This is a genomic window from Halomonas sp. B23F22_3, from assembly GCF_043496965.1.
GTDB lineage: Bacteria > Pseudomonadota > Gammaproteobacteria > Pseudomonadales > Halomonadaceae > Halomonas.
Map to the genome: position 1 here is coordinate 640,369 of NZ_JBIEKG010000001.1, position 17,515 is coordinate 657,883.

General features: G+C 69.3%; 19 protein-coding genes and 1 tRNA gene. 18 read left to right on the plus strand and 2 right to left on the minus strand.

The features are described 5' to 3' along the window. Positions 1 to 149 precede the first annotated feature (149 nt). From ACGTNG_RS02850 to ACGTNG_RS02860, 3 genes are read left to right on the plus strand one after another with little or no spacing between them, the layout of a single operon-like run. Complete coding sequence (locus tag ACGTNG_RS02850) at positions 150 to 305, plus strand: hypothetical protein (protein WP_394575362.1); 156 nt, start codon at positions 150 to 152, stop codon at positions 303 to 305. Further along, on the plus strand, positions 295 to 909 hold the full coding sequence (locus tag ACGTNG_RS02855; RefSeq protein WP_394575363.1) for an exopolysaccharide biosynthesis protein: 615 nt from the start codon (positions 295 to 297) through the stop codon (positions 907 to 909). The genes ACGTNG_RS02850 and ACGTNG_RS02855 overlap by 11 nt, the downstream gene beginning before the upstream one ends. A 40-nt stretch (positions 910 to 949) precedes the next feature. Then, complete coding sequence (locus ACGTNG_RS02860) at positions 950 to 1,774, plus strand: DUF1206 domain-containing protein (protein ID WP_394575364.1); 825 nt, start codon at positions 950 to 952, stop codon at positions 1,772 to 1,774. A gap of 99 nt (positions 1,775 to 1,873) precedes the next feature. Here the strand turns inward: ACGTNG_RS02860 and ACGTNG_RS02865 are convergent. Next, positions 1,874 to 1,960, minus strand: a tRNA-Leu gene (locus ACGTNG_RS02865). 141 nt (positions 1,961 to 2,101) lie between these two features. On the opposite strand from ACGTNG_RS02865, the gene queA reads away from it, so the two are divergent. From queA to secF, 5 genes are all read left to right on the plus strand, one after another. Then, positions 2,102 to 3,154, plus strand: a complete 1,053-nt coding sequence (gene queA, locus ACGTNG_RS02870) for a tRNA preQ1(34) S-adenosylmethionine ribosyltransferase-isomerase QueA (protein ID WP_394575365.1) — start codon at positions 2,102 to 2,104, stop codon at positions 3,152 to 3,154. 105 nt (positions 3,155 to 3,259) lie between these two features. After that, on the plus strand, positions 3,260 to 4,378 hold the full coding sequence (gene tgt, locus ACGTNG_RS02875; RefSeq protein ID WP_444875018.1) for a tRNA guanosine(34) transglycosylase Tgt: 1,119 nt from the start codon (positions 3,260 to 3,262) through the stop codon (positions 4,376 to 4,378). Between the two features lie 64 nt (positions 4,379 to 4,442). Next, positions 4,443 to 4,778: a preprotein translocase subunit YajC gene (gene yajC / locus ACGTNG_RS02880; protein ID WP_394575367.1), complete on the plus strand. Its 336-nt coding sequence runs from the start codon at positions 4,443 to 4,445 to the stop codon at positions 4,776 to 4,778. A 158-nt stretch (positions 4,779 to 4,936) separates the two neighbouring features. After that, complete coding sequence (secD, locus tag ACGTNG_RS02885) at positions 4,937 to 6,787, plus strand: protein translocase subunit SecD (RefSeq protein WP_394575368.1); 1,851 nt, start codon at positions 4,937 to 4,939, stop codon at positions 6,785 to 6,787. Positions 6,788 to 6,796: 9 nt separating this feature from the next. Next, a complete protein-coding gene (gene secF / locus ACGTNG_RS02890; protein ID WP_394575369.1) occupies positions 6,797 to 7,720 on the plus strand; it encodes a protein translocase subunit SecF in 924 nt (307 codons plus the stop codon). 114 nt (positions 7,721 to 7,834) lie between these two features. Here secF and ACGTNG_RS02895 read toward each other — a convergent pair whose 3' ends face one another. Continuing rightward, positions 7,835 to 8,629: an inositol monophosphatase family protein gene (locus tag ACGTNG_RS02895; protein ID WP_394575370.1), complete on the minus strand. Its 795-nt coding sequence runs from the start codon at positions 8,627 to 8,629 to the stop codon at positions 7,835 to 7,837. Between the two features lie 144 nt (positions 8,630 to 8,773). Here ACGTNG_RS02895 and trmJ point away from each other — a divergent pair, with 144 nt between their 5' ends. The 10 genes from trmJ to ispG all read left to right on the plus strand — a co-directional run bounded on the left by trmJ (position 8,774) and on the right by ispG (position 17,506). Then, positions 8,774 to 9,541 carry a tRNA (cytosine(32)/uridine(32)-2'-O)-methyltransferase TrmJ gene (gene trmJ, locus ACGTNG_RS02900; protein ID WP_394575371.1) on the plus strand — a complete coding sequence of 256 codons (768 nt, stop codon included), beginning with the start codon at positions 8,774 to 8,776 and terminating at the stop codon, positions 9,539 to 9,541. Positions 9,542 to 9,622: 81 nt separating this feature from the next. Next, on the plus strand, positions 9,623 to 10,510 hold the full coding sequence (gene cysE, locus ACGTNG_RS02905) for a serine O-acetyltransferase (protein WP_394575372.1): 888 nt from the start codon (positions 9,623 to 9,625) through the stop codon (positions 10,508 to 10,510). A gap of 82 nt (positions 10,511 to 10,592) precedes the next feature. After that, positions 10,593 to 11,060, plus strand: a complete 468-nt coding sequence (iscR, locus tag ACGTNG_RS02910; RefSeq protein ID WP_394575373.1) for a Fe-S cluster assembly transcriptional regulator IscR — start codon at positions 10,593 to 10,595, stop codon at positions 11,058 to 11,060. Positions 11,061 to 11,103: 43 nt separating this feature from the next. After that, positions 11,104 to 12,261, plus strand: a complete 1,158-nt coding sequence (locus ACGTNG_RS02915; protein ID WP_394575374.1) for an aminotransferase class V-fold PLP-dependent enzyme — start codon at positions 11,104 to 11,106, stop codon at positions 12,259 to 12,261. A gap of 25 nt (positions 12,262 to 12,286) precedes the next feature. Next, complete coding sequence (locus ACGTNG_RS02920) at positions 12,287 to 12,613, plus strand: HesB/IscA family protein (RefSeq protein WP_394575375.1); 327 nt, start codon at positions 12,287 to 12,289, stop codon at positions 12,611 to 12,613. Positions 12,614 to 12,877: 264 nt separating this feature from the next. Then, complete coding sequence (gene ndk, locus ACGTNG_RS02925; RefSeq protein WP_108445441.1) at positions 12,878 to 13,303, plus strand: nucleoside-diphosphate kinase; 426 nt, start codon at positions 12,878 to 12,880, stop codon at positions 13,301 to 13,303. 61 nt (positions 13,304 to 13,364) lie between these two features. After that, the gene (gene rlmN / locus ACGTNG_RS02930) at positions 13,365 to 14,492 is read left to right on the plus strand and encodes a dual-specificity RNA methyltransferase RlmN (RefSeq protein ID WP_394575376.1); all 1,128 of its coding nucleotides are present in this window, start codon (positions 13,365 to 13,367) and stop codon (positions 14,490 to 14,492) included. Positions 14,493 to 14,613: 121 nt separating this feature from the next. Next, positions 14,614 to 15,360, plus strand: a complete 747-nt coding sequence (pilW, locus tag ACGTNG_RS02935; protein WP_394575377.1) for a type IV pilus biogenesis/stability protein PilW — start codon at positions 14,614 to 14,616, stop codon at positions 15,358 to 15,360. A 30-nt stretch (positions 15,361 to 15,390) separates the two neighbouring features. Then, a complete protein-coding gene (locus ACGTNG_RS02940) occupies positions 15,391 to 16,380 on the plus strand; it encodes a RodZ domain-containing protein (protein WP_394575378.1) in 990 nt (329 codons plus the stop codon). A 10-nt stretch (positions 16,381 to 16,390) separates the two neighbouring features. After that, complete coding sequence (gene ispG / locus ACGTNG_RS02945; protein WP_394575379.1) at positions 16,391 to 17,506, plus strand: flavodoxin-dependent (E)-4-hydroxy-3-methylbut-2-enyl-diphosphate synthase; 1,116 nt, start codon at positions 16,391 to 16,393, stop codon at positions 17,504 to 17,506. Positions 17,507 to 17,515 lie beyond the last annotated feature (9 nt).

Here is a 17,515-nt window from a genome sequence, read left to right on the forward strand (position 1 = left end):
CACCGACGAAAGGGCGAAGGACTGTGAATCGGTTACTCTACGCCATCCCGTCAGGCGGCGACAGTCCCTCCACGAGCCGGTCATCGGGAAGCTGCAGCCCGGGCGATCAGGCAGTTACACTGGCCGGACACCCGTACGGAGAGCCCACCATGTCGGTTCGCACCCTGGCCATCGCCCTGCTGATACTCGGCGCCCTGCTGCCCCTCATCGGCTGGCAGACCCAGAGCCCGGTCGGTTTCGTCGGCCCCGCGCTCCTGCTGCTCGGTGCCCTGCTGCTGTGGACGCGCAAGCGCCATGGCCGGTGAGGCCACCGACCCCGAGTCGCAGAGCGCCCCGGGCGACCTGAGCCGGCTGCTGGCGCGGGTCCAGCGGGCCGGGCGCCATGCCGACAGCGTCAGCCTCGAGGCGATCCTCGATAGCCTCGGGCGGCGCTCCTTCGCCCCCTTCCTGCTGGTGGCGGGACTCGTCACCCTGGCGCCGCTGATCGGCGACATTCCCGGCGTGCCCACCCTGATGGCGATGCTGGTGGTGCTCGCCGGCGTGCAGCTGCTGGCCGGCCGGGAGCACATCTGGCTGCCGGGCTGGCTGCTGCGCCGCCGGGTCTCCCGGGCGCGCTTCGTCGCGGTGGTGCGCTGGATGCAGCGACCGGCGCACTGGATCGACCGCCTGCTCAAGCCGCGCCTGACGCTGCTCACCCGCCCCCCGGCGCACATCGCCGTGGCCCTGACCAGCCTGCTGATCGCCCTGGCCATGCCGCCCATGGAGGTGGTGCCCTTCACCGCCAACGGCGCCGGGCTCGCCCTGACGCTGTTCGCCCTGGCGCTGCTCGCCCACGACGGCCTGATGGCCCTGCTAGGCTACTTGCTGACCTTCGGCACCCTGGCCCTGGTCATCGTCGGCCTGGCCTGATCCCCCTTCCCAACGGCGCCCTCGGCGCCTCGGAGCTCCCATGGCAGCCCCACCCCCTTATCCGAAGAGACGCCTCAAGCAGGGCCTCGCCCTCGCGGCGCGCGTCGGCTATGTCGCCAAGGGCATCGTCTACCTGCTGGTCGGGGGCTTGGCCGTGCTGGCCGCGACCGGCCTGGGCGGGGGCCATGCCGGTACCAAGGAGGCCCTCAACCAGCTGGTGCATCAGCCCTTCGGCGACACCATGCTGGGGCTGCTCGGGGCCGGGCTCTTCGCCTACGCCCTCTGGCGGCTGCTGCAGGCACTGCTGGATACCGAGGAGGTCGGCCGCGGACCCAAGGGGCTCGTCACGCGCCTGGGCTTCACGATCAGCAGCCTCATCCACGCCAGTCTCGGGGTCTACTGCCTCGACCTGCTGCGCAATGCGGCGATGTCGTCGGGCGAGGCCGAGACGCAGGACCGTACCGCCCTGCTGATGAGCCACCAGGGAGGCGTCATCCTGGTCTTCGCCGTCGGCCTGGTGTTCCTGGGGATCGGCCTGCGCCAGTTATGGCGCGCTTTCGCCCGCACCTACCTCGACAACTGGCATCACCGACAGATGAGCTCCGGCCAGCGCCGCCTCTTCGAGGGCATCACCCGCTGGGGGCTCTCGGCGCGCGGGGTGGTCTTCCTGATCATCGGCCTGTTCCTCTGCATCGCCGCCTGGCGAACCGACCCCAGCCAGGCCCAGGGCCTCGGCGGCGCCCTGACCGTGCTCGCCGCCCAGCCCTTCGGCCCCTGGCTGCTCGGCGCGGTGGCCCTCGGGCTCTTCGGCTACGGGCTCTACTGCCTGATCAACGCCGGCTTTCGCGATACCAGCGTCGACTGAGCGGGCACGCGAAGACGCCGCGCTTGAGGGAAGGCGCGGGAATCGAAGTATCGAGATGAGGGTGATGCTGGGGAGGCGCCGCTGAGGGCGTGGTGGTGCTGGTACCGGCGGTCGGACTCGAACCGACAAGAGGTTGCCCCCGGCGGATTTTGAATCCGCTGCGTCTACCAATTCCGCCACGCCGGCAACGCGAGGGGCATTATACGTGGGCGCCGGGGCAGGTCAATCGGCCGGCTGACTTCGCCGCGTCGAGACGGTATCCTAGCGGGCTTTGCGCGGCTCACCGCGAGCCGCCCACGACGCCCCTCTTCCGGACCGAAACGTCTCATGCAGCGTGCCGACTTCCACTACGAGCTCCCCGAGGCGCTGATCGCGCGCTACCCCTCCGAACAGCGCAGCGACTGCCGCCTGCTGTGCGTCGATGGCGCGAGCGGCCAGCTTGCGCACCGCCGCTTCCCCGACCTGATCGAGCTGCTCGAGCCCGGCGACCTGCTGGTGTTCAACGACACCCGGGTGATTCCCGCCCGCCTGCACGGCCACAAGGCCAGCGGCGGCAAGGTGGAGATGCTGCTCGAGCGCCCGCTGGACGCCCATCGCGGCCTCGCGCACCTGCGCTCGAGCAAGTCGCCGAAGCCGGGCACCGAGATCCTCTTCGAGGGCGACATCCGCGCCGTGGTGGAGGGCCGCCAGGACGCCCTGTTCGAGCTGCGTTTCCTGGGCGAGACGCCGCTGATCGCGCTGCTCGAGGCCCACGGCCACATGCCGCTGCCGCCCTACATCACCCGCGAGGACGAGCTGGCCGACCGCGAGCGCTACCAGACCGTCTACGCGCGGCGCGACGGCGCGGTGGCCGCGCCCACCGCCGGGCTGCACTTCGACGAGCCGCTGCTGGCGGCCCTGGCCGAGAAGGGCGTGGAGAGCGCCTACGTCACCCTGCACGTCGGCGCCGGCACCTTCCAGCCAGTGCGCGCCGACGACATCCGCGAGCACCACATGCACAGCGAGTGGATCGAGGTGGACGAGACCGCCTGCGAGCAGGTGCGTCGCGCCCGCGCCGCGGGTCGCCGGGTGATCGCGGTGGGCACCACCAGCGTGCGCTGCCTCGAATCGGCCTGCCTGAAGAGCGGCGCTGATCGTCAACAAGGGGGCGAGATCGCCCCCTACCGCGGCGAGACCGACATCTTCATCTACCCGGGCTATGAATGGCGGGTGGTCGATGCCCTGGTGACCAACTTCCACCTGCCGGAGTCGACCCTGCTGATGCTGGTGTCGTCCTTCGCCGGCTTTGATACGACGATGGCGGCCTACCGGGAGGCGGTGGCCGAGGGCTACGCCTTCTTCAGCTACGGCGACGCCATGTTCCTGGAGCGCGCGCGCTGAGCCGCCCGCTCTCCCCCGACAGCCACGACATCCGGACCCCGAGGCGCCGCCGGCGCGGGGCCTCCCCGATGCGCAACGAGACTCCCCATGCGTAAAGAAAGCTTCATGTCCTTCGAGCGCCTGGCCAGCGACGGTCGGGCCCGGCGCGGCCGCCTGACCTTCCCCCGGGGCACCGTGGAGACCCCGGCCTTCATGCCGGTGGGCACCTACGGCACCGTCAAGGGCATGACGCCCGAGTCGGTCAAGGAGATCGGCGCCGAGATCATCCTCGGCAACACCTTCCACCTCTGGCTGCGCCCCGGTACCGAGGTGATCGAGGCCCACGGCGACCTGCATGACTTCGCCCAGTGGGACAAGCCCATCCTCACCGACTCCGGCGGCTTCCAGGTCTTCTCGCTGGGCGCCATGCGCAAGATCACCGAGCAGGGCGTGCACTTCCGCTCGCCGGTGGACGGCGCCAAGGTGTTCATGGGCCCCGAGGAGTCGATGGCCGTGCAGCGCTCGCTGGGCTCCGACGTGGTGATGATCTTCGACGAGTGCACGCCCTACCCGGCCACCGAGAAGGAGGCCGAGCTCTCCATGCAGCGCTCGCTGCGCTGGGCCAAGCGCTCCCGCGAGGCCCACGGCGACTCGCCCTCGGCACTGTTCGGCATCATCCAGGGTGGCATGTACCCCGAGCTTCGCGAGGCCTCGCTCAAGGGCCTCCTGGAGATCGGCTTCGACGGCCTGGCCATCGGCGGCCTCTCGGTGGGCGAGCCCAAGGAGGAGATGATCAAGGTGCTCGACTACCTGCCGACCTGGATGCCCGAGGACACCCCGCGCTACCTGATGGGCGTCGGCAAGCCCGAGGACCTGGTGGAGGGTGTGCGCCGCGGCGTCGACATGTTCGACTGCGTGATGCCCACCCGCAACGCGCGCAACGGCCACCTTTTCACCGCCGAGGGCACGGTCAAGATCCGCAACGCCAAGCACCGCCACGACACCGGACCGCTGGAAGAAGGCTGCGACTGCTACACCTGTCAGCACTTCTCGCGCAGCTACCTTCACCACCTCGATCGCTGCGGCGAGATGCTCGGTTCGATGCTCAATACCATCCACAACCTGCGCCACTATCAGCGCCTGATGGCCGGTTTGCGCGGTGCCATCGAAGCGGGTACATTGGCGAACTTCGTGGAAGGCTTCTATAAGCAGCGCGGCCTGCCGGTTCCTCCCGCACCGAATTGACCCATGGCCGGCCCGCCGGGCCGGCCATCCATGCCTCTGTTCATCACCCAGGAGATCGTCATACATGCTGGACTTCTTCATTTCACCGGCCATGGCCCAGGATGCCGGCGCGGCCGGTGGCGGCATCGCCCAGATCGTCATGCTGGTCGGCTTCGTGGCCATCTTCTACTTCCTGCTGTGGCGCCCGCAGGCCAAGCGCGCCAAGCAGCACAAGCAGCTGATCGGCAACCTCGCCAAGGGTGACGAGATCGTCATCGGCGGCGGCATGCTGGGCCGCATCACCAAGGTGAGCGACGACAGCGAGTTCCTGAGCATGGAAATCGCCGACGGCACCGAGGTCAACGTGCAGAAGAATGCCGTGGCCGCCGTCCTGCCCAAGGGCACCATCAAGTCCATCTGACCCGGGCGCCCTTCGCCCCCGTCGCCGGCCCTCCTCGGCCGCGGCGGGGGCCGCCCTGCGGCCGGTGCGGCAGGAGCCGCGCGACCGGCTCCCTCCTTCATTGCCCGCCTGGTCCGCCTTGTCAGCCTCCAACGTCCGCAACCTGAGGACAGGGCCCCATGCTCAACCGTTACCCCCTGTGGAAGTATCTGCTGATACTCATCGTCCTCCTCGCCGGCCTGGTCTACTCCCTCCCCAACCTCTTCCCCGAGGATCCGGCAGTCCAGATCAGCAGCGAGCGGGGCGACGCCACCATCGATGAGCGCCAGCTCGAGCGCATCCGCGACGACCTCGACGAGGCCGGCATCGAGATCACCGAGGCCGAGCGCGACGCCAACCGCGTGCTGATCCGCCTCGACAACGCCGACGACCAGATCAAGGCCCGCGACCGCATCGCCGAGATGCTCGGCAGCGACTACGTGGTCGCCTTGAACCTGGCCGAATCGACCCCCGAATGGCTGCAGTCGCTCTCCGCCTCGCCCATGACCCTGGGCCTGGACCTGCGCGGCGGCGTGCACTTCCTGCTGGAAGTCGACATGGACGCCGCCCTGGAGCAGCGCCTCGAGGTCAACGCCAGCGCCATGCGCGAGCAGCTGCGCGAGGAGCGGATCCGCTACCGCGACACCCAGATCGACGGCCGCACCGTCTCCATGGCCTTCGCCAACGCGGAGGATCGTGACGAGGCCCGCCGCCTGATCAGCCGGGAATTCCCCGAGTTCACCTTCCAGAGCGAGGGCGACGATCGCGGCGCACGGCTGGTGATGACCATGAACGACCAGGCCGTCGACGAGCTCCAGGACTACGCCATCAACCAGAACCTCACCACCCTGCGCAACCGGGTGAACGAGCTGGGCGTGGCCGAGCCGCTGGTGCAGCGCCAGGGGCCGGATCGCATCGTGGTGGAGCTGCCGGGCGTGCAGGATACCGTGGCCGCCAAGCGCATCGTCGGCGCCACCGCCAACCTCGAGTTTCGCCTCGAGGCGCGTCCGGATACCCCGGAGAACGAGACCGAGTCCTTCGACTTCCGCAACGGCGAGGGGCGCCGCGCCGACCTGATGCGCGACGTGATCATCACCGGCGACAGCGTCTCCAACGCCAACCACAGCTTCGACGAGAACGGCCGCCCGCAGGTCAACATCGACCTCGACGGCACCGGCGGCACGCTGATGAACCGCGCCACCCGCACCAACATCGGCCGTAACATGGCGGTGCTGTTCATCGAGCACAAGACCCGCGAGACCACCCGCATGGTCGACGGCGAGGAGGTGGTCGAGCGCATCCCCTACACCGAGCGCGGCATCATCAGCCTGGCCACCATCCAGAGCGCGCTGGGCAACAGCTTCCGCATCACCGGGCTCGACTCGCCCACCGAGGCGGCGGAGCTCGCCCTGCTGCTGCGTTCCGGTTCGCTGGCCGCGCCGATCTATTTCGCCCAGGAGCGCACCATCGGGCCGAGCCTCGGCGCCGAGAACATCGAGCGCGGCGTGCTCTCGGTGCAGATCGGCCTGCTGCTGGTGGTGCTGTTCATGCTGGCGCGCTACAAGGTCTTCGGGGTGTTCGCCAACGTCGCCCTGGCGCTCAACCTGACCCTGCTGGTGGCCGCCATGTCGCTGCTCGGGGCCACCCTGACGCTGCCCGGCATCGCCGGCATCGTGCTGACGCTGGGCATGGCGGTGGACGCCAACGTGCTGATCTTCGAGCGCATCCGCGAGGAGCTGCGCACGGGGCTCTCGGTGCAGCAGGCGATCCACGCCGGCTACCAGCGCGCCTTCACCTCGATCGTCGATGCCAACATCACCACCCTGCTGGTGGCGCTGATCCTGTTCTCGATCGGCACCGGGCCGGTCAAGGGCTTCGCCGTGACGCTCTCGCTGGGCATCCTGACCTCGCTGTTCACCGCCCTGATGGTGACCCGCGCGATGGTCAACCTGTGCTACGGCGGCAAGCCCATCAAGAAGCTCTGGATTTAAGAGGTGCCTATGAAATCCCTGACACAACGACAGTTCGACTTCATGGGCAAGCGCCGGATCGCCTTCGGGGTCTCGGTGGCGATGCTGCTGGCCTCGGTGGTCGCGATGCTGGCGCTGGGCCTCAACCTGGGCCTCGACTTCACCGGCGGCACCCTGGTCGAGGTGCGCTTCGCCACCGCCCCGGCGCTGGAGACGGTGCGCCAGACATTGGAGGCCACCGGCTTCCAGGACGTCTCGGTGCAGACCTTCGGCGCCTCCACCGAGGTGCTGATCCGCCTGCAGCAGGCCTTCGAGGCCGGCGTCGGCGACCAGGTCGTCACCCTCCTGCAGGACGCCGGCCATGACGTCTCGCTGGTGCGCGCCGAGTTCGTCGGCGCCCAGGTGGGCGACCAGCTGCGCGACCAGAGCGGCATGGGCATGCTGGTGGCGCTGGGCATCGTGATGCTCTACGTCGCGGCGCGCTTCCAGTACAAGTTCGCCGTGGGCGCCCTGCTGGCCCTGCTGCACGACGTGATCATCGTGGTCGGCGCCTTCGCGCTGTTCGGCTTCGAGTTCGACCTCACGGTGCTGGCGGCGGTGCTGGCGGTGATCGGCTACTCGCTCAACGACACCATCGTGGTCTACGACCGCATCCGCGAGAACATCCGCAAGTCGCGGATCGATGACATGCCGACGATCTTCAACGAGTCCATCAACCAGACCCTGTCGCGCACCCTGGCGACCTCCGGCACCACCCTGCTGGTGCTGCTGGCGCTGGTGATCCTCGGCGGCGACATGATCCACTACTTCGCGGTGGCGCTGATCCTCGGCGTGGTGGTCGGCACCTTCTCCTCCATCTACGTCTCCGCGGCCCTGCTGCTGCCGCTGAAGCTCGCGCGCGAGGACCTGATCCCCGCCAAGAAGGAGGACCCGGAGGCCGAGGAGCTGCCCTGAGGGCGGCCCCCTCCCCCGGAAACGAGAACGCCCCCGCAGCCAAGGCTGCGGGGGCGTTCTCTTTGGGCAGGCGCTGTGCCTGCAACCTCGTGTTCCGGGACTGGCCGGCCGGGATCAGAAGTGCGGCTTGAGCTGCTGCACCAGGGCCTTGTAGAGGCGTGGGCCGGCGGCCATCAGGCGCCCTTCGACCTCGACGCTGGGCTGCCCGTCGGGGGTGCCCATCAGCGCGCCGCTCTCCTTGAGCAGCAGCGAGCCGACGTGCAGGTCCTGCTCCTCGAGGCCCAGCACGAAGGCGGCATCCGCGCGCCCGGCGGCCAGGTCGGCCATGTCGAGCAGGCCGCTGCCGGAGGCGCGCTGCTGCTCGATCTGCGGACCGAGCTGCTGGACCAGGGTCAGGTAGGAGGGCAGCAGGCGCGGGCGCAGCCAGGTCTCGGGCAGGCCCATGGCGACGCGGGTACCGCTCACGGCGGTGCGCTTGGTCACGCGGATGCGCTTGCCGTTGAGCTGGGCACCGCGACCGCGGCTGACCAGGTATTCGTCGTCGCTGAAGGGGCAGATCACCACCGCATGCTCCGGGCGGCCCTTGACGAGACACACCACCGACATGGCGAAGCCGGGGGCGGCGACGGTGAGATCGGAGTAGCCGTGGAAGGGTTCGATCTTCCACAGGGTGTCGGCGCCCTCGCCCTCGCCGGGGCGATGGGGCGTGAAGCGCCCCTGGACGCCGTGCTGGGGGTAGCCGCGGGCGAGCTGACGAACGATCAGCGTCTCGGCGTTGCGGGCGGCGTCCTCGAGCAGGCGGTCGAGGCTGGGCTCCTGGTGGGAGTTCTCGATTCGCTCGCGGATGCGCAGGAATTGTTCGCCGGCACTGCGTGCGGCACGCAGGGCGAATTGGACCATCGGATGCATGATCGGGCCTTGGGGAGTCGGTGGTGTTAAAGAACGGAACGGCGCGAATCCTAGCAGAAGCGCATCGGATGCGCCATTCGTGGCGACCGGCCGCCATGCTAGAATCGCCGCTTCCCGTTTCTCCAGGATCCACAGGCCCCCACCATGCTCGAGCGCATCCGCATCGTCCTGATCGGCACCAGCCACCCCGGCAACATCGGCGGCACCGCCCGCGCCATGCACAACATGGGGCTGGCCGAGCTGGCCCTGGTGGCGCCGCGCTGCGAGCCGCTCACCGCCGACACCGTCTCGCGGGCCTCCGGGGCCGACCATATCGTCCACGGCGCGCGCACGGTCGAGACCCTCGAGCAGGCGGTGGGCGATTGCACCCTGGTGGTCGGCGCCAGCGCCCGCTCGCGCACCCTGCCCTGGCCGATGATCACCCCCCGGGCGCTGGGCGAGCGGCTGCCGACGGAACTCGCCGACCCGGCGGCCCGGGTGGCGCTGGTCTTCGGACGCGAGGACAGCGGGCTCACCAACGCCGAGCTGCAGCGCTGTCATGCCCACGTGCACATCCCCACCAACCCCGACTTCAGCTCCCTGAACCTGGCCGCCGCGGTGCAGGTACTGGCCTACGAGTGTCGCCAGGCCTGGCTCGGCCAGCAGGAGGCGGGCGAGCCGACCGAGGCGGCAACGGCCCAGCCGCTGGCCAGCCACGAGGAGCTCGAACGCTACTTCGAGCACCTCGAGCGCACCCTGATCGGCATCGGCTTCCACGACCCAGCCATGCCGCGCCAGCTGATGGCCCGGCTGCGCCGCTTCACCCTGCGGGCACGCCCCGAGCGCATGGAGCTCAACATCCTGCGCGGCATCCTCACCGCCACCGAGCAGCAGGCCGAGCGCCCGCCGGGCGACGACGCCCGGGGGCAATGAGCCGCGCGGCTTGAAGCCGGCGCGGCGCGCCCCCACTATGAAAGCCTCTCCCCGTTCGCCACGCCACTCAAGGACCGCTGCATGCTTCAACGTCTGCGCGAGGACATCAACAGCGTATTCGCCCGCGACCCGGCGGCCCGTAACTTCCTGGAAGTGCTGACCAACTACCCGGGGCTGCACGCCTTGCTGGCGCATCGGCTGAGTCACTGGCTGTGGTGCAAGAACCTCAAGTGGCTGGCGCGCACCCTGTCACAGCTGGCGCGCCTGCTGACCGGCATCGAGATCCATCCCGGCGCGACGATCGGCCGGCGCTTCTTCATCGACCACGGGATGGGCGTGGTGATCGGCGAGACCGCCGAGGTGGGCGACGACGTCACCCTCTACCAGGGCGTGACCCTGGGCGGCACCAGCTGGAACAAGGGCAAGCGCCACCCGACCCTGGAGGATGGCGTGATCGTCGGCGCCGGGGCCAAGATCCTCGGCCCCTTCAGCGTCGGCACCGGTGCCAAGATCGGCTCCAATGCCGTGGTCACCAAGGAGGTGCCGGCCGGCGCCACCGTGGTCGGGATCCCGGGCAAGGTGGTCCAGCGCAGCGAGCCCGACGACCCCGAGGCGATCGCGGTGGACCCCGAGCGCCGCGAGGCGATGCGTCGCAAGTTCGGCTTCGACGCCTACGGGGTGAGCCAGGACATGCCCGACCCGGTGGCCCGCTCGATCCAGGCGATGCTCGACCACATGCACGCCGTGGACGAGCGCATCGAGCGCATGTGCACCACCCTGCGCAAGGTCGACGCCAGCTACCGCGACGGTCGCCTGCCGGAGCTGCGCGACGAGGACTTCGCCGACATTCTCGACGACGGCTGCCCGCCGATCCAGGGATCGGACGCCGCGCCGGGCCCACGCACAACTCAGGAGCCGGACCAGCAGACGCAGGAGCCGGAGACGCCCCCTCGTCGGCGCAATGGTTGACCATGATACTCGGCCTTTATCATAATGGCCGATCACGTACATTGACTGCCGACCCGCGCGTCGGTGCCGAGGTGAGTTCCTCATGCGCCTGACCACCAAGGGACGCTACGCCGTCACCGCCATGCTCGACCTCGCCATGAACGCCGAGTCCGGCCCCATCAGCCTCGCCGACATCTCCAGGCGCCAGGAGATCTCGCTCTCCTACCTGGAGCAGCTGTTCGCGCGGCTGCGTCGCGCCGGGCTGGTCGGCAGCGTGCGCGGTCCGGGCGGCGGCTACCTGCTGGCCATGGCGCCGGAGGAGATCACCGTGGCCCGGGTCATCCAGGCCGTGAACGAATCGGTGGATTCCACCCGCTGCGGCGGCCTCTCGGACTGTCAGCAGGGCGACACCTGCCTGACCCACCACCTGTGGTGTGAGCTGTCCGAGCATATCCACGACTTCCTCGAGAAGGTCACCCTGGGACAGCTGGCCGGACGCGAGGAGATCCTCGAGATCGCCAGCCGCCAGCGCGGCGGCCGCGACGACGGCATCCTGGCCTCGACCCTCTGAGCCGCCGCCCCTGTCACCCAACCCCGGAATCGACTGCGAGCCCATGAGCGCACACGTCTACCTCGATTATGCCGCCACCACCCCGGTCGATCCGCGGGTCGCGGAGGTCATGAGCCGCTACCTCACCATGGACGGCATCTTCGCCAACCCCGCCTCGCGCAGCCACATGCTGGGCTGGCAGGCGGAGCAGGCGGTGGAGAGCGCACGCCGCCAGGTCGCCGACCTGATCGGCGCCGATCCCCGCGAGATCGTCTGGACCAGCGGCGCCACCGAGGCCGACAACCTGGCGCTGACCGGCTTCATGCGCGCCAACCGTGCCCGGGGCCGCCACCTGGTGACCTCGACCATCGAGCACAAGGCGGTGGTCGATACCGCCAAGGCGCTGGAGGACGAGGGCTTCGAGGTGACCTGGCTCGCCCCGGGCCGCGACGGTCGCATCACGCCGGAACAGCTCGGCGAGGCGATGCGCGAGGACACCGTGCTGGTCTCGCTGATGGCGGTGAACAACGAGCTCGGCGTCATCCACGACCTGGCCGCCCTGGCCGAGGTGGCCCACGCCGGCGGCGCGCGGTTCCACGTCGACGCCGCCCAGGCGGTGGGGCGACTCCCGCTGGACGTGGCGCGCCTCGGCATCGATCTGATGTCGCTCTCCGGGCACAAGGCCTATGGCCCCAAGGGCATCGGCGCGCTCTACGTGAAGCGCGACCCGGACCTGCGCCTCGAGGCACTGATCCACGGCGGCGGCCACGAACGCGGCATGCGCTCGGGCACCCTGCCGACCCACCAGATCGCCGGCATGGGCGAGGCCTTCGCCCTGGCCGCCGCCGAGGGCGAAGCCGACCAGGCCCGGATTACTGCACTGCGCGACCGCCTGCTGGCCGGCCTCGGCGACCTCGATGGCATCCACCGCAACACCGCCATCGAGGCCTCGGTCCCCAACATTCTCAACCTGGCCTTCGAGGGCGTGGACGGCGAGTCGCTGCTGATGACGCTGCGCGACATCGCGCTCTCGACCGGCTCGGCCTGCAACTCGGCCAGCGTCGAGCCATCCTATGTACTGAAGGGTATCGGTGTGCCGCGGCCGCTGGCGCTGGCCTCGCTGCGCTTCAGCTTCGGCCGCTTCACCACCGAGGCCGACATCGACCGCACTCTGGACGCCCTGCGACATGCCCTCACGGGCCTTCGTCGCCGGGCGGTCTGACCCTATCCCGACCAGGAGAGAGACCATGGCGCACCTTTCGATCACCACGTCCGCCGCCGAGCAGATCCACCGGGTGCTCGACGAGCGCGGCCACGGCCTGGGCCTGCGGGTCTCGGTCAAGCCCAGCGGCTGCTCCGGCTACAGCTACGTGCTCGACTTCGCCGACGAGGCCGCCAACGACGACGTGAGCTTCGAGGAGCACGGCGTGACCGTCTTCGTCGCCCCCGAGGCGCTGGAGATGCTCGACGGCAGCGAGGTCGACTACGTCACCGAGGGGCTCAACCGCTTCTTCCGCTTCAACAACCCCAACGTCAAGGACGAGTGCGGCTGCGGCGAGAGCTTCAGCGTGTGATCGGCGTCGGGATCTGAACGATTGTTCAACGTCGACTCGGGGCGTTATAATCCCCGCCCCGTCGGCGAACCGCGCCGAACCGCCGGATCGCCGGCCGCTTTATCCGATTCGCCGCGCCGTCCCACGCTCCCGACAGCGGAGCCGCGGACGGCGCGGCGCTATCCCTCGTCGCAAGACGCCGATGTCGCGTCGCAGACGACCACAGCTTCCATCCTACGCTAGCCCCATCCGCGGCTAGCCAGCACCCAACCGGAGACATGCCCCATGGCTAACCAGCGCACCCTGTCCATCATCAAGCCCGACGCCGTTGCCAAGAACGTGATCGGCGAGATCGAGAGCCGTTTCGAGAAGGGCGGCCTGAAGATCGTGGCCGCCAAGATGATGCAGCTCTCCGAAGAGAAGGCCGGCGGCTTCTACGCCGAGCACAAGGAGCGCCCCTTCTTCAAGGATCTGGTCGGCTTCATGACCTCCGGCCCGGTGATCGTGCAGGTGCTCGAGGGTGAGGACGCCATCGCCAAGAACCGCGACCTGATGGGTGCCACCAACCCGAAGGAAGCGGCCGCCGGTACCATCCGCGCCGACTTCGCCGAGACCATCGACGCCAACGCCGTGCACGGTTCCGACTCCCCGGAATCCGCCGAGCGCGAGATCGCCTACTTCTTCGAGGCCGACGAGATCTGCGCACGCTGATCCCGCCTCTCCCGCGGGGGTGTGCTCACCCCCGCCCTGCCCCACCGAAGCGCTGACCACCATGACCGCCACCACTGCTCCCCGACTCACCAATCTGCTCGGCATGACGCGCGAGGAGATGGAAGACTTCTTCCTCTCCATCGGCGAGAAGAAGTTTCGTGCCGCCCAGATGTTGAAGTGGATCCACATCGAGGGCTGCGACGACTTCGCGGCCATGACCAACCTCTCCAAGGCGCTGCGGACTCGCCTGGCCGAGGTCGCCGAGATTCGCGGCCCGGGCGTGGTCTACGAGGGCTCGTCGAGCGACGGCACCCGCAAGTGGGTGCTCGAAGTGGAAGACGGCAGCTACGTGGAGACGGTGCTGATCCCCGCCGACAACGGCAAGCGCCGCACCCTGTGCGTCTCTTCCCAGGTCGGCTGCTCGCTGGACTGCAGTTTCTGCTCCACCGGCAAGCAGGGCTTCCAGCGCAACCTCACCGCCGCCGAGATCATCGGCCAGGTGTGGGTCGCCCAGCGCAGCGTGGGGCCGCGCCGCGACACCGCCAACCGCCCCGTCACCAACGTGGTGATGATGGGCATGGGCGAGCCGCTGCTGAATTACGACAACGTCGTGCCGGCGATGAAGCTGATGCTCGACGACGACGGTTACGGCCTCTCCAAGCGCCGCGTCACGCTCTCCACCTCCGGGGTGGTGCCGATGCTCGACAAGCTCGGCGACGAGCTCGACGTGAGCCTCGCCGTCTCGCTGCACGCCGCCAACGACGAGCTGCGCAACGAGCTGGTGCCGCTCAACCGCAAGTACAACATCCGCAGCTTGCTGGACGCCTGCCATCGGTATCTGGCCAAGTGCCACGACACGCGCCAGGTGACCATCGAGTACACGGTGATCAAGGACGTCAACGATCAGCAGGTGCATGCCGAGCAGCTCGCCGCCCTGCTTGAGGAGCTGCCGTGCAAGATCAACCTGATCCCGTTCAATCCCTTCCCGCACTCGGGCTACGAGAAGCCGTCGCGCAACCAGGTGATGCGCTTCCAGCAGTGGCTCTATGAGTTGGGCTACACGGCGATGATCCGCTCCACCCGCGGCGACGATATCGATGCCGCCTGCGGCCAGCTGGTGGGTCGCGTCAAGGATCGCACCAAGCGCCACGCACGCTACATCCAGTCGATCCAGATCGACGCCGACTGAGCGGGGGCGCCTTGACTTCAACCGGTCTCGGCGCTTTGATGGACGGGCTTTTTTTCACCATCGGCCGCGTGTCGAACGCCTCCCGCGGCCCTCGGTTGCGTGTCTATCTGGAGAGGATGCCATGACCCCTTGCCCGTGCATGACCGGCCTTCGGCAGTTACCCGCCGCCCTCATGCTGCTGGGCACGCTATGGCTGTCCGGCTGCGCCACCCAGGCCAACTCGCCCGCGAACGACGGCGGCGACGCCGCCGAGGCCTATACCCGCCTCGGCGTGGCCTACCTGGAGCGCGACAACCTGCCCCGCGCCATGAACGCCCTGGACCGCGCCCTGGAGATCGATCCCGACGATGCCGAGGCGCTGCAGGCCATGGCCATGGTCCACCAGCGCCAGGGCGAGGGCGCCCTGGCCGGCGAGATGTTCCGCCGCGCCATCGAGGCCGACCCGACGTTGACCCGCACCCGCAACAACTACGCCGCCTTCCTGTATGATCGGGGCCGCATCAATGAGGCCTGCGAGCAGCTCGAACGCGCCTCCGAGGACACCCAGTACGCCAATCGCGGCCAGCTGTTCGCCAACCTCGGCCAGTGCCGCCTCGAGATGGGCGACGTCACCGCCGCGCGTCAGAGCCTCGCCCGCGCCCAGGCCATCGATCCGCGCGCCGCGCGCAGCTACCTGCTGCTGGCCGAACTCGAGGCCGCCGAGGGCAACCTCGAGCGCGCCGAACGTCAGCTGGAGCGCTACATGCGCCTGGCCGGCCCCCGGGTCGAGGCCCTGCGACTGGCCCGCGACGTGGCCCGCCGCCGCGGCGATGCGGCGACCGCCGACTTCTATGCCGATCAGCTGGAGGGCACCCGTGCCGGGCCCTGACCACCGTTTTCTGACGAAGGATGCTCAGACATGAGCGACATTCATAACGACGCCGCCGCCGAGACCACGCCCCGCCTGGCCTCGCCCGGCGAACTGCTGCGTCGCGAGCGCGAGTCCCAGGGCCTCGATCGCGACGAGGTGGCCGACGCCCTCAACCTGCGCCCGGCGGTGATCCAGGGGCTGGAGAACGACCACTACGAGGAAGTGCCCGTTCCCGCCTATCGCCGCGGCTACCTGCGCAGCTACGCCCAGCTGCTGGGCATCGACGACCGCCAGGTGCTCGACGCCTACAAGGCGCACTTCGGCAGCGCGGACGCCGAGCAGCGGGTCACCCCCGTGCAGATCAACCGGCCGCCCTCGCGGCTCGGCGCCTGGCTCTTCCGCCTGGTCACCCTGCTGGTGATCGCCGGCATGATCGGCCTGACGCTGATGTGGTGGCAGAGCCGCGGCGGCAGCCAGCCGCCCACCCCCGGCGACAGCGGGCCGGTGGCGGTGGACAGCCTCGACGGCAGCACCACCATCACCGAGGACCCCGCCGCCGAGGCCGACGACTTGCCGCCGCTGCCCGAGCAGGAGAGCGACCTCGGCCTGGTCGATGAGACCGCCTCCGACGACGCCCCGGCGCAGGCCTCTGCCCCGGCCGGCGACGCGACCCAGGCGCCCGCCGAGTCGACCGCTACCGACGGCGACGCACCCGCCGACGAGGGCGCGGGGCAGGCCACCGGCGACGGCGATGCCCCGGCAAGCGATGTCGCCTCCTCGAGCGAGGCCGTCGATAACACCGTGCTGGAGCTGACCTTCAACGAGCAGTCCTGGACCGAGATCTTCGATGCCGACAACCAGCGTATCTTCGTCGGCCTCCAGCAGCCCGGCACCTCGGCCCGGGTCGAGGGCACGCCGCCGTTTCGCCTGACCGTGGGCAACGCCACCGGCGTCGAACTGAGCTGGGGCGGCGAGACCGTCGACCTCACGGCCCGAGCCGGCGCCAACAACGTCGCCCGCTTCACCCTGGGAGAATGATTCCGTCATCATGCACGCACAATCCCCCATCGTTCGTCGCAAGTCGCGCCAGATCCACGTCGGCAAGGTGCCGGTCGGGGGCGACGCTCCCATCTCCGTCCAGAGCATGACCAACACCGACACCCTGGACGTGGCGGCCACCGTGGCCCAGATCCGCCAGCTGGAGGCCGCCGGCGCCGACATCGTGCGCGTCAGCGTGCCCGACATGGACGCCGCCGAGGCCTTCGGGCGCATCAAGCGCGAGGTCGAGGTGCCGCTGGTCGCCGACATCCACTTCGACTACAAGATCGCCCTGCGCGTCGCCGAGCTCGGCGTCGACTGCCTGCGCATCAACCCCGGCAACATCGGCCGCGAGGAGCGCGTCCAGGCGGTAGTGTCCGCCGCGCGTGACAACGGCATCCCGATCCGCATCGGCGTCAACGCCGGCTCCCTGGAGAAGGACCTGCAGAAGAAGTACGGCGAGCCGACCCCCGCGGCGCTGGTCGAGTCGGCGATGCGCCACATCGACCACCTCGACCGCCTGGATTTCCCGGACTTCAAGGTCAGCGTCAAGGCCTCCGACGTCTTCATGGCCGTGGCCGCCTATCGCGACCTCGCCACCCGCATCGAGCAGCCGCTGCACCTCGGCATCACCGAGGCGGGCGGGCTGCGCTCGGGCACCGTCAAGTCCTCGATTGGCCTGGGCATGCTGCTGATGGACGGCATCGGCGACACCATTCGCGTGTCGCTGGCCGCCGATCCGGTCGAGGAGATCAAGGTCGGCTTCGACATGCTCAAGAGCCTCAAGCTGCGGGCCAAGGGCATCAACTTCATCGCCTGCCCCAGCTGCTCGCGCCAGAACTTCGACGTCATCGGCACCATGAACGCCCTCGAGGAGCGCCTCGAGGACGTCATGACGCCGCTGGACGTCTCGGTGATCGGCTGCGTGGTCAACGGCCCCGGTGAAGCCAAGGAGACCGACGTCGGCCTGACCGGCGGCTCCCCGGCCAACCTCGTCTACCTCGACGGCAAGCCGGCCAGCAAGCTGCGCAACGACCACCTGGTCGATGACCTGGAGCGGCTGATCCGCGACAAGGTTCGCGAGAAGCAGCAGGCCGAGCAGGACGTGATCGCCCGGGACGCCTGAGCCGGCGCC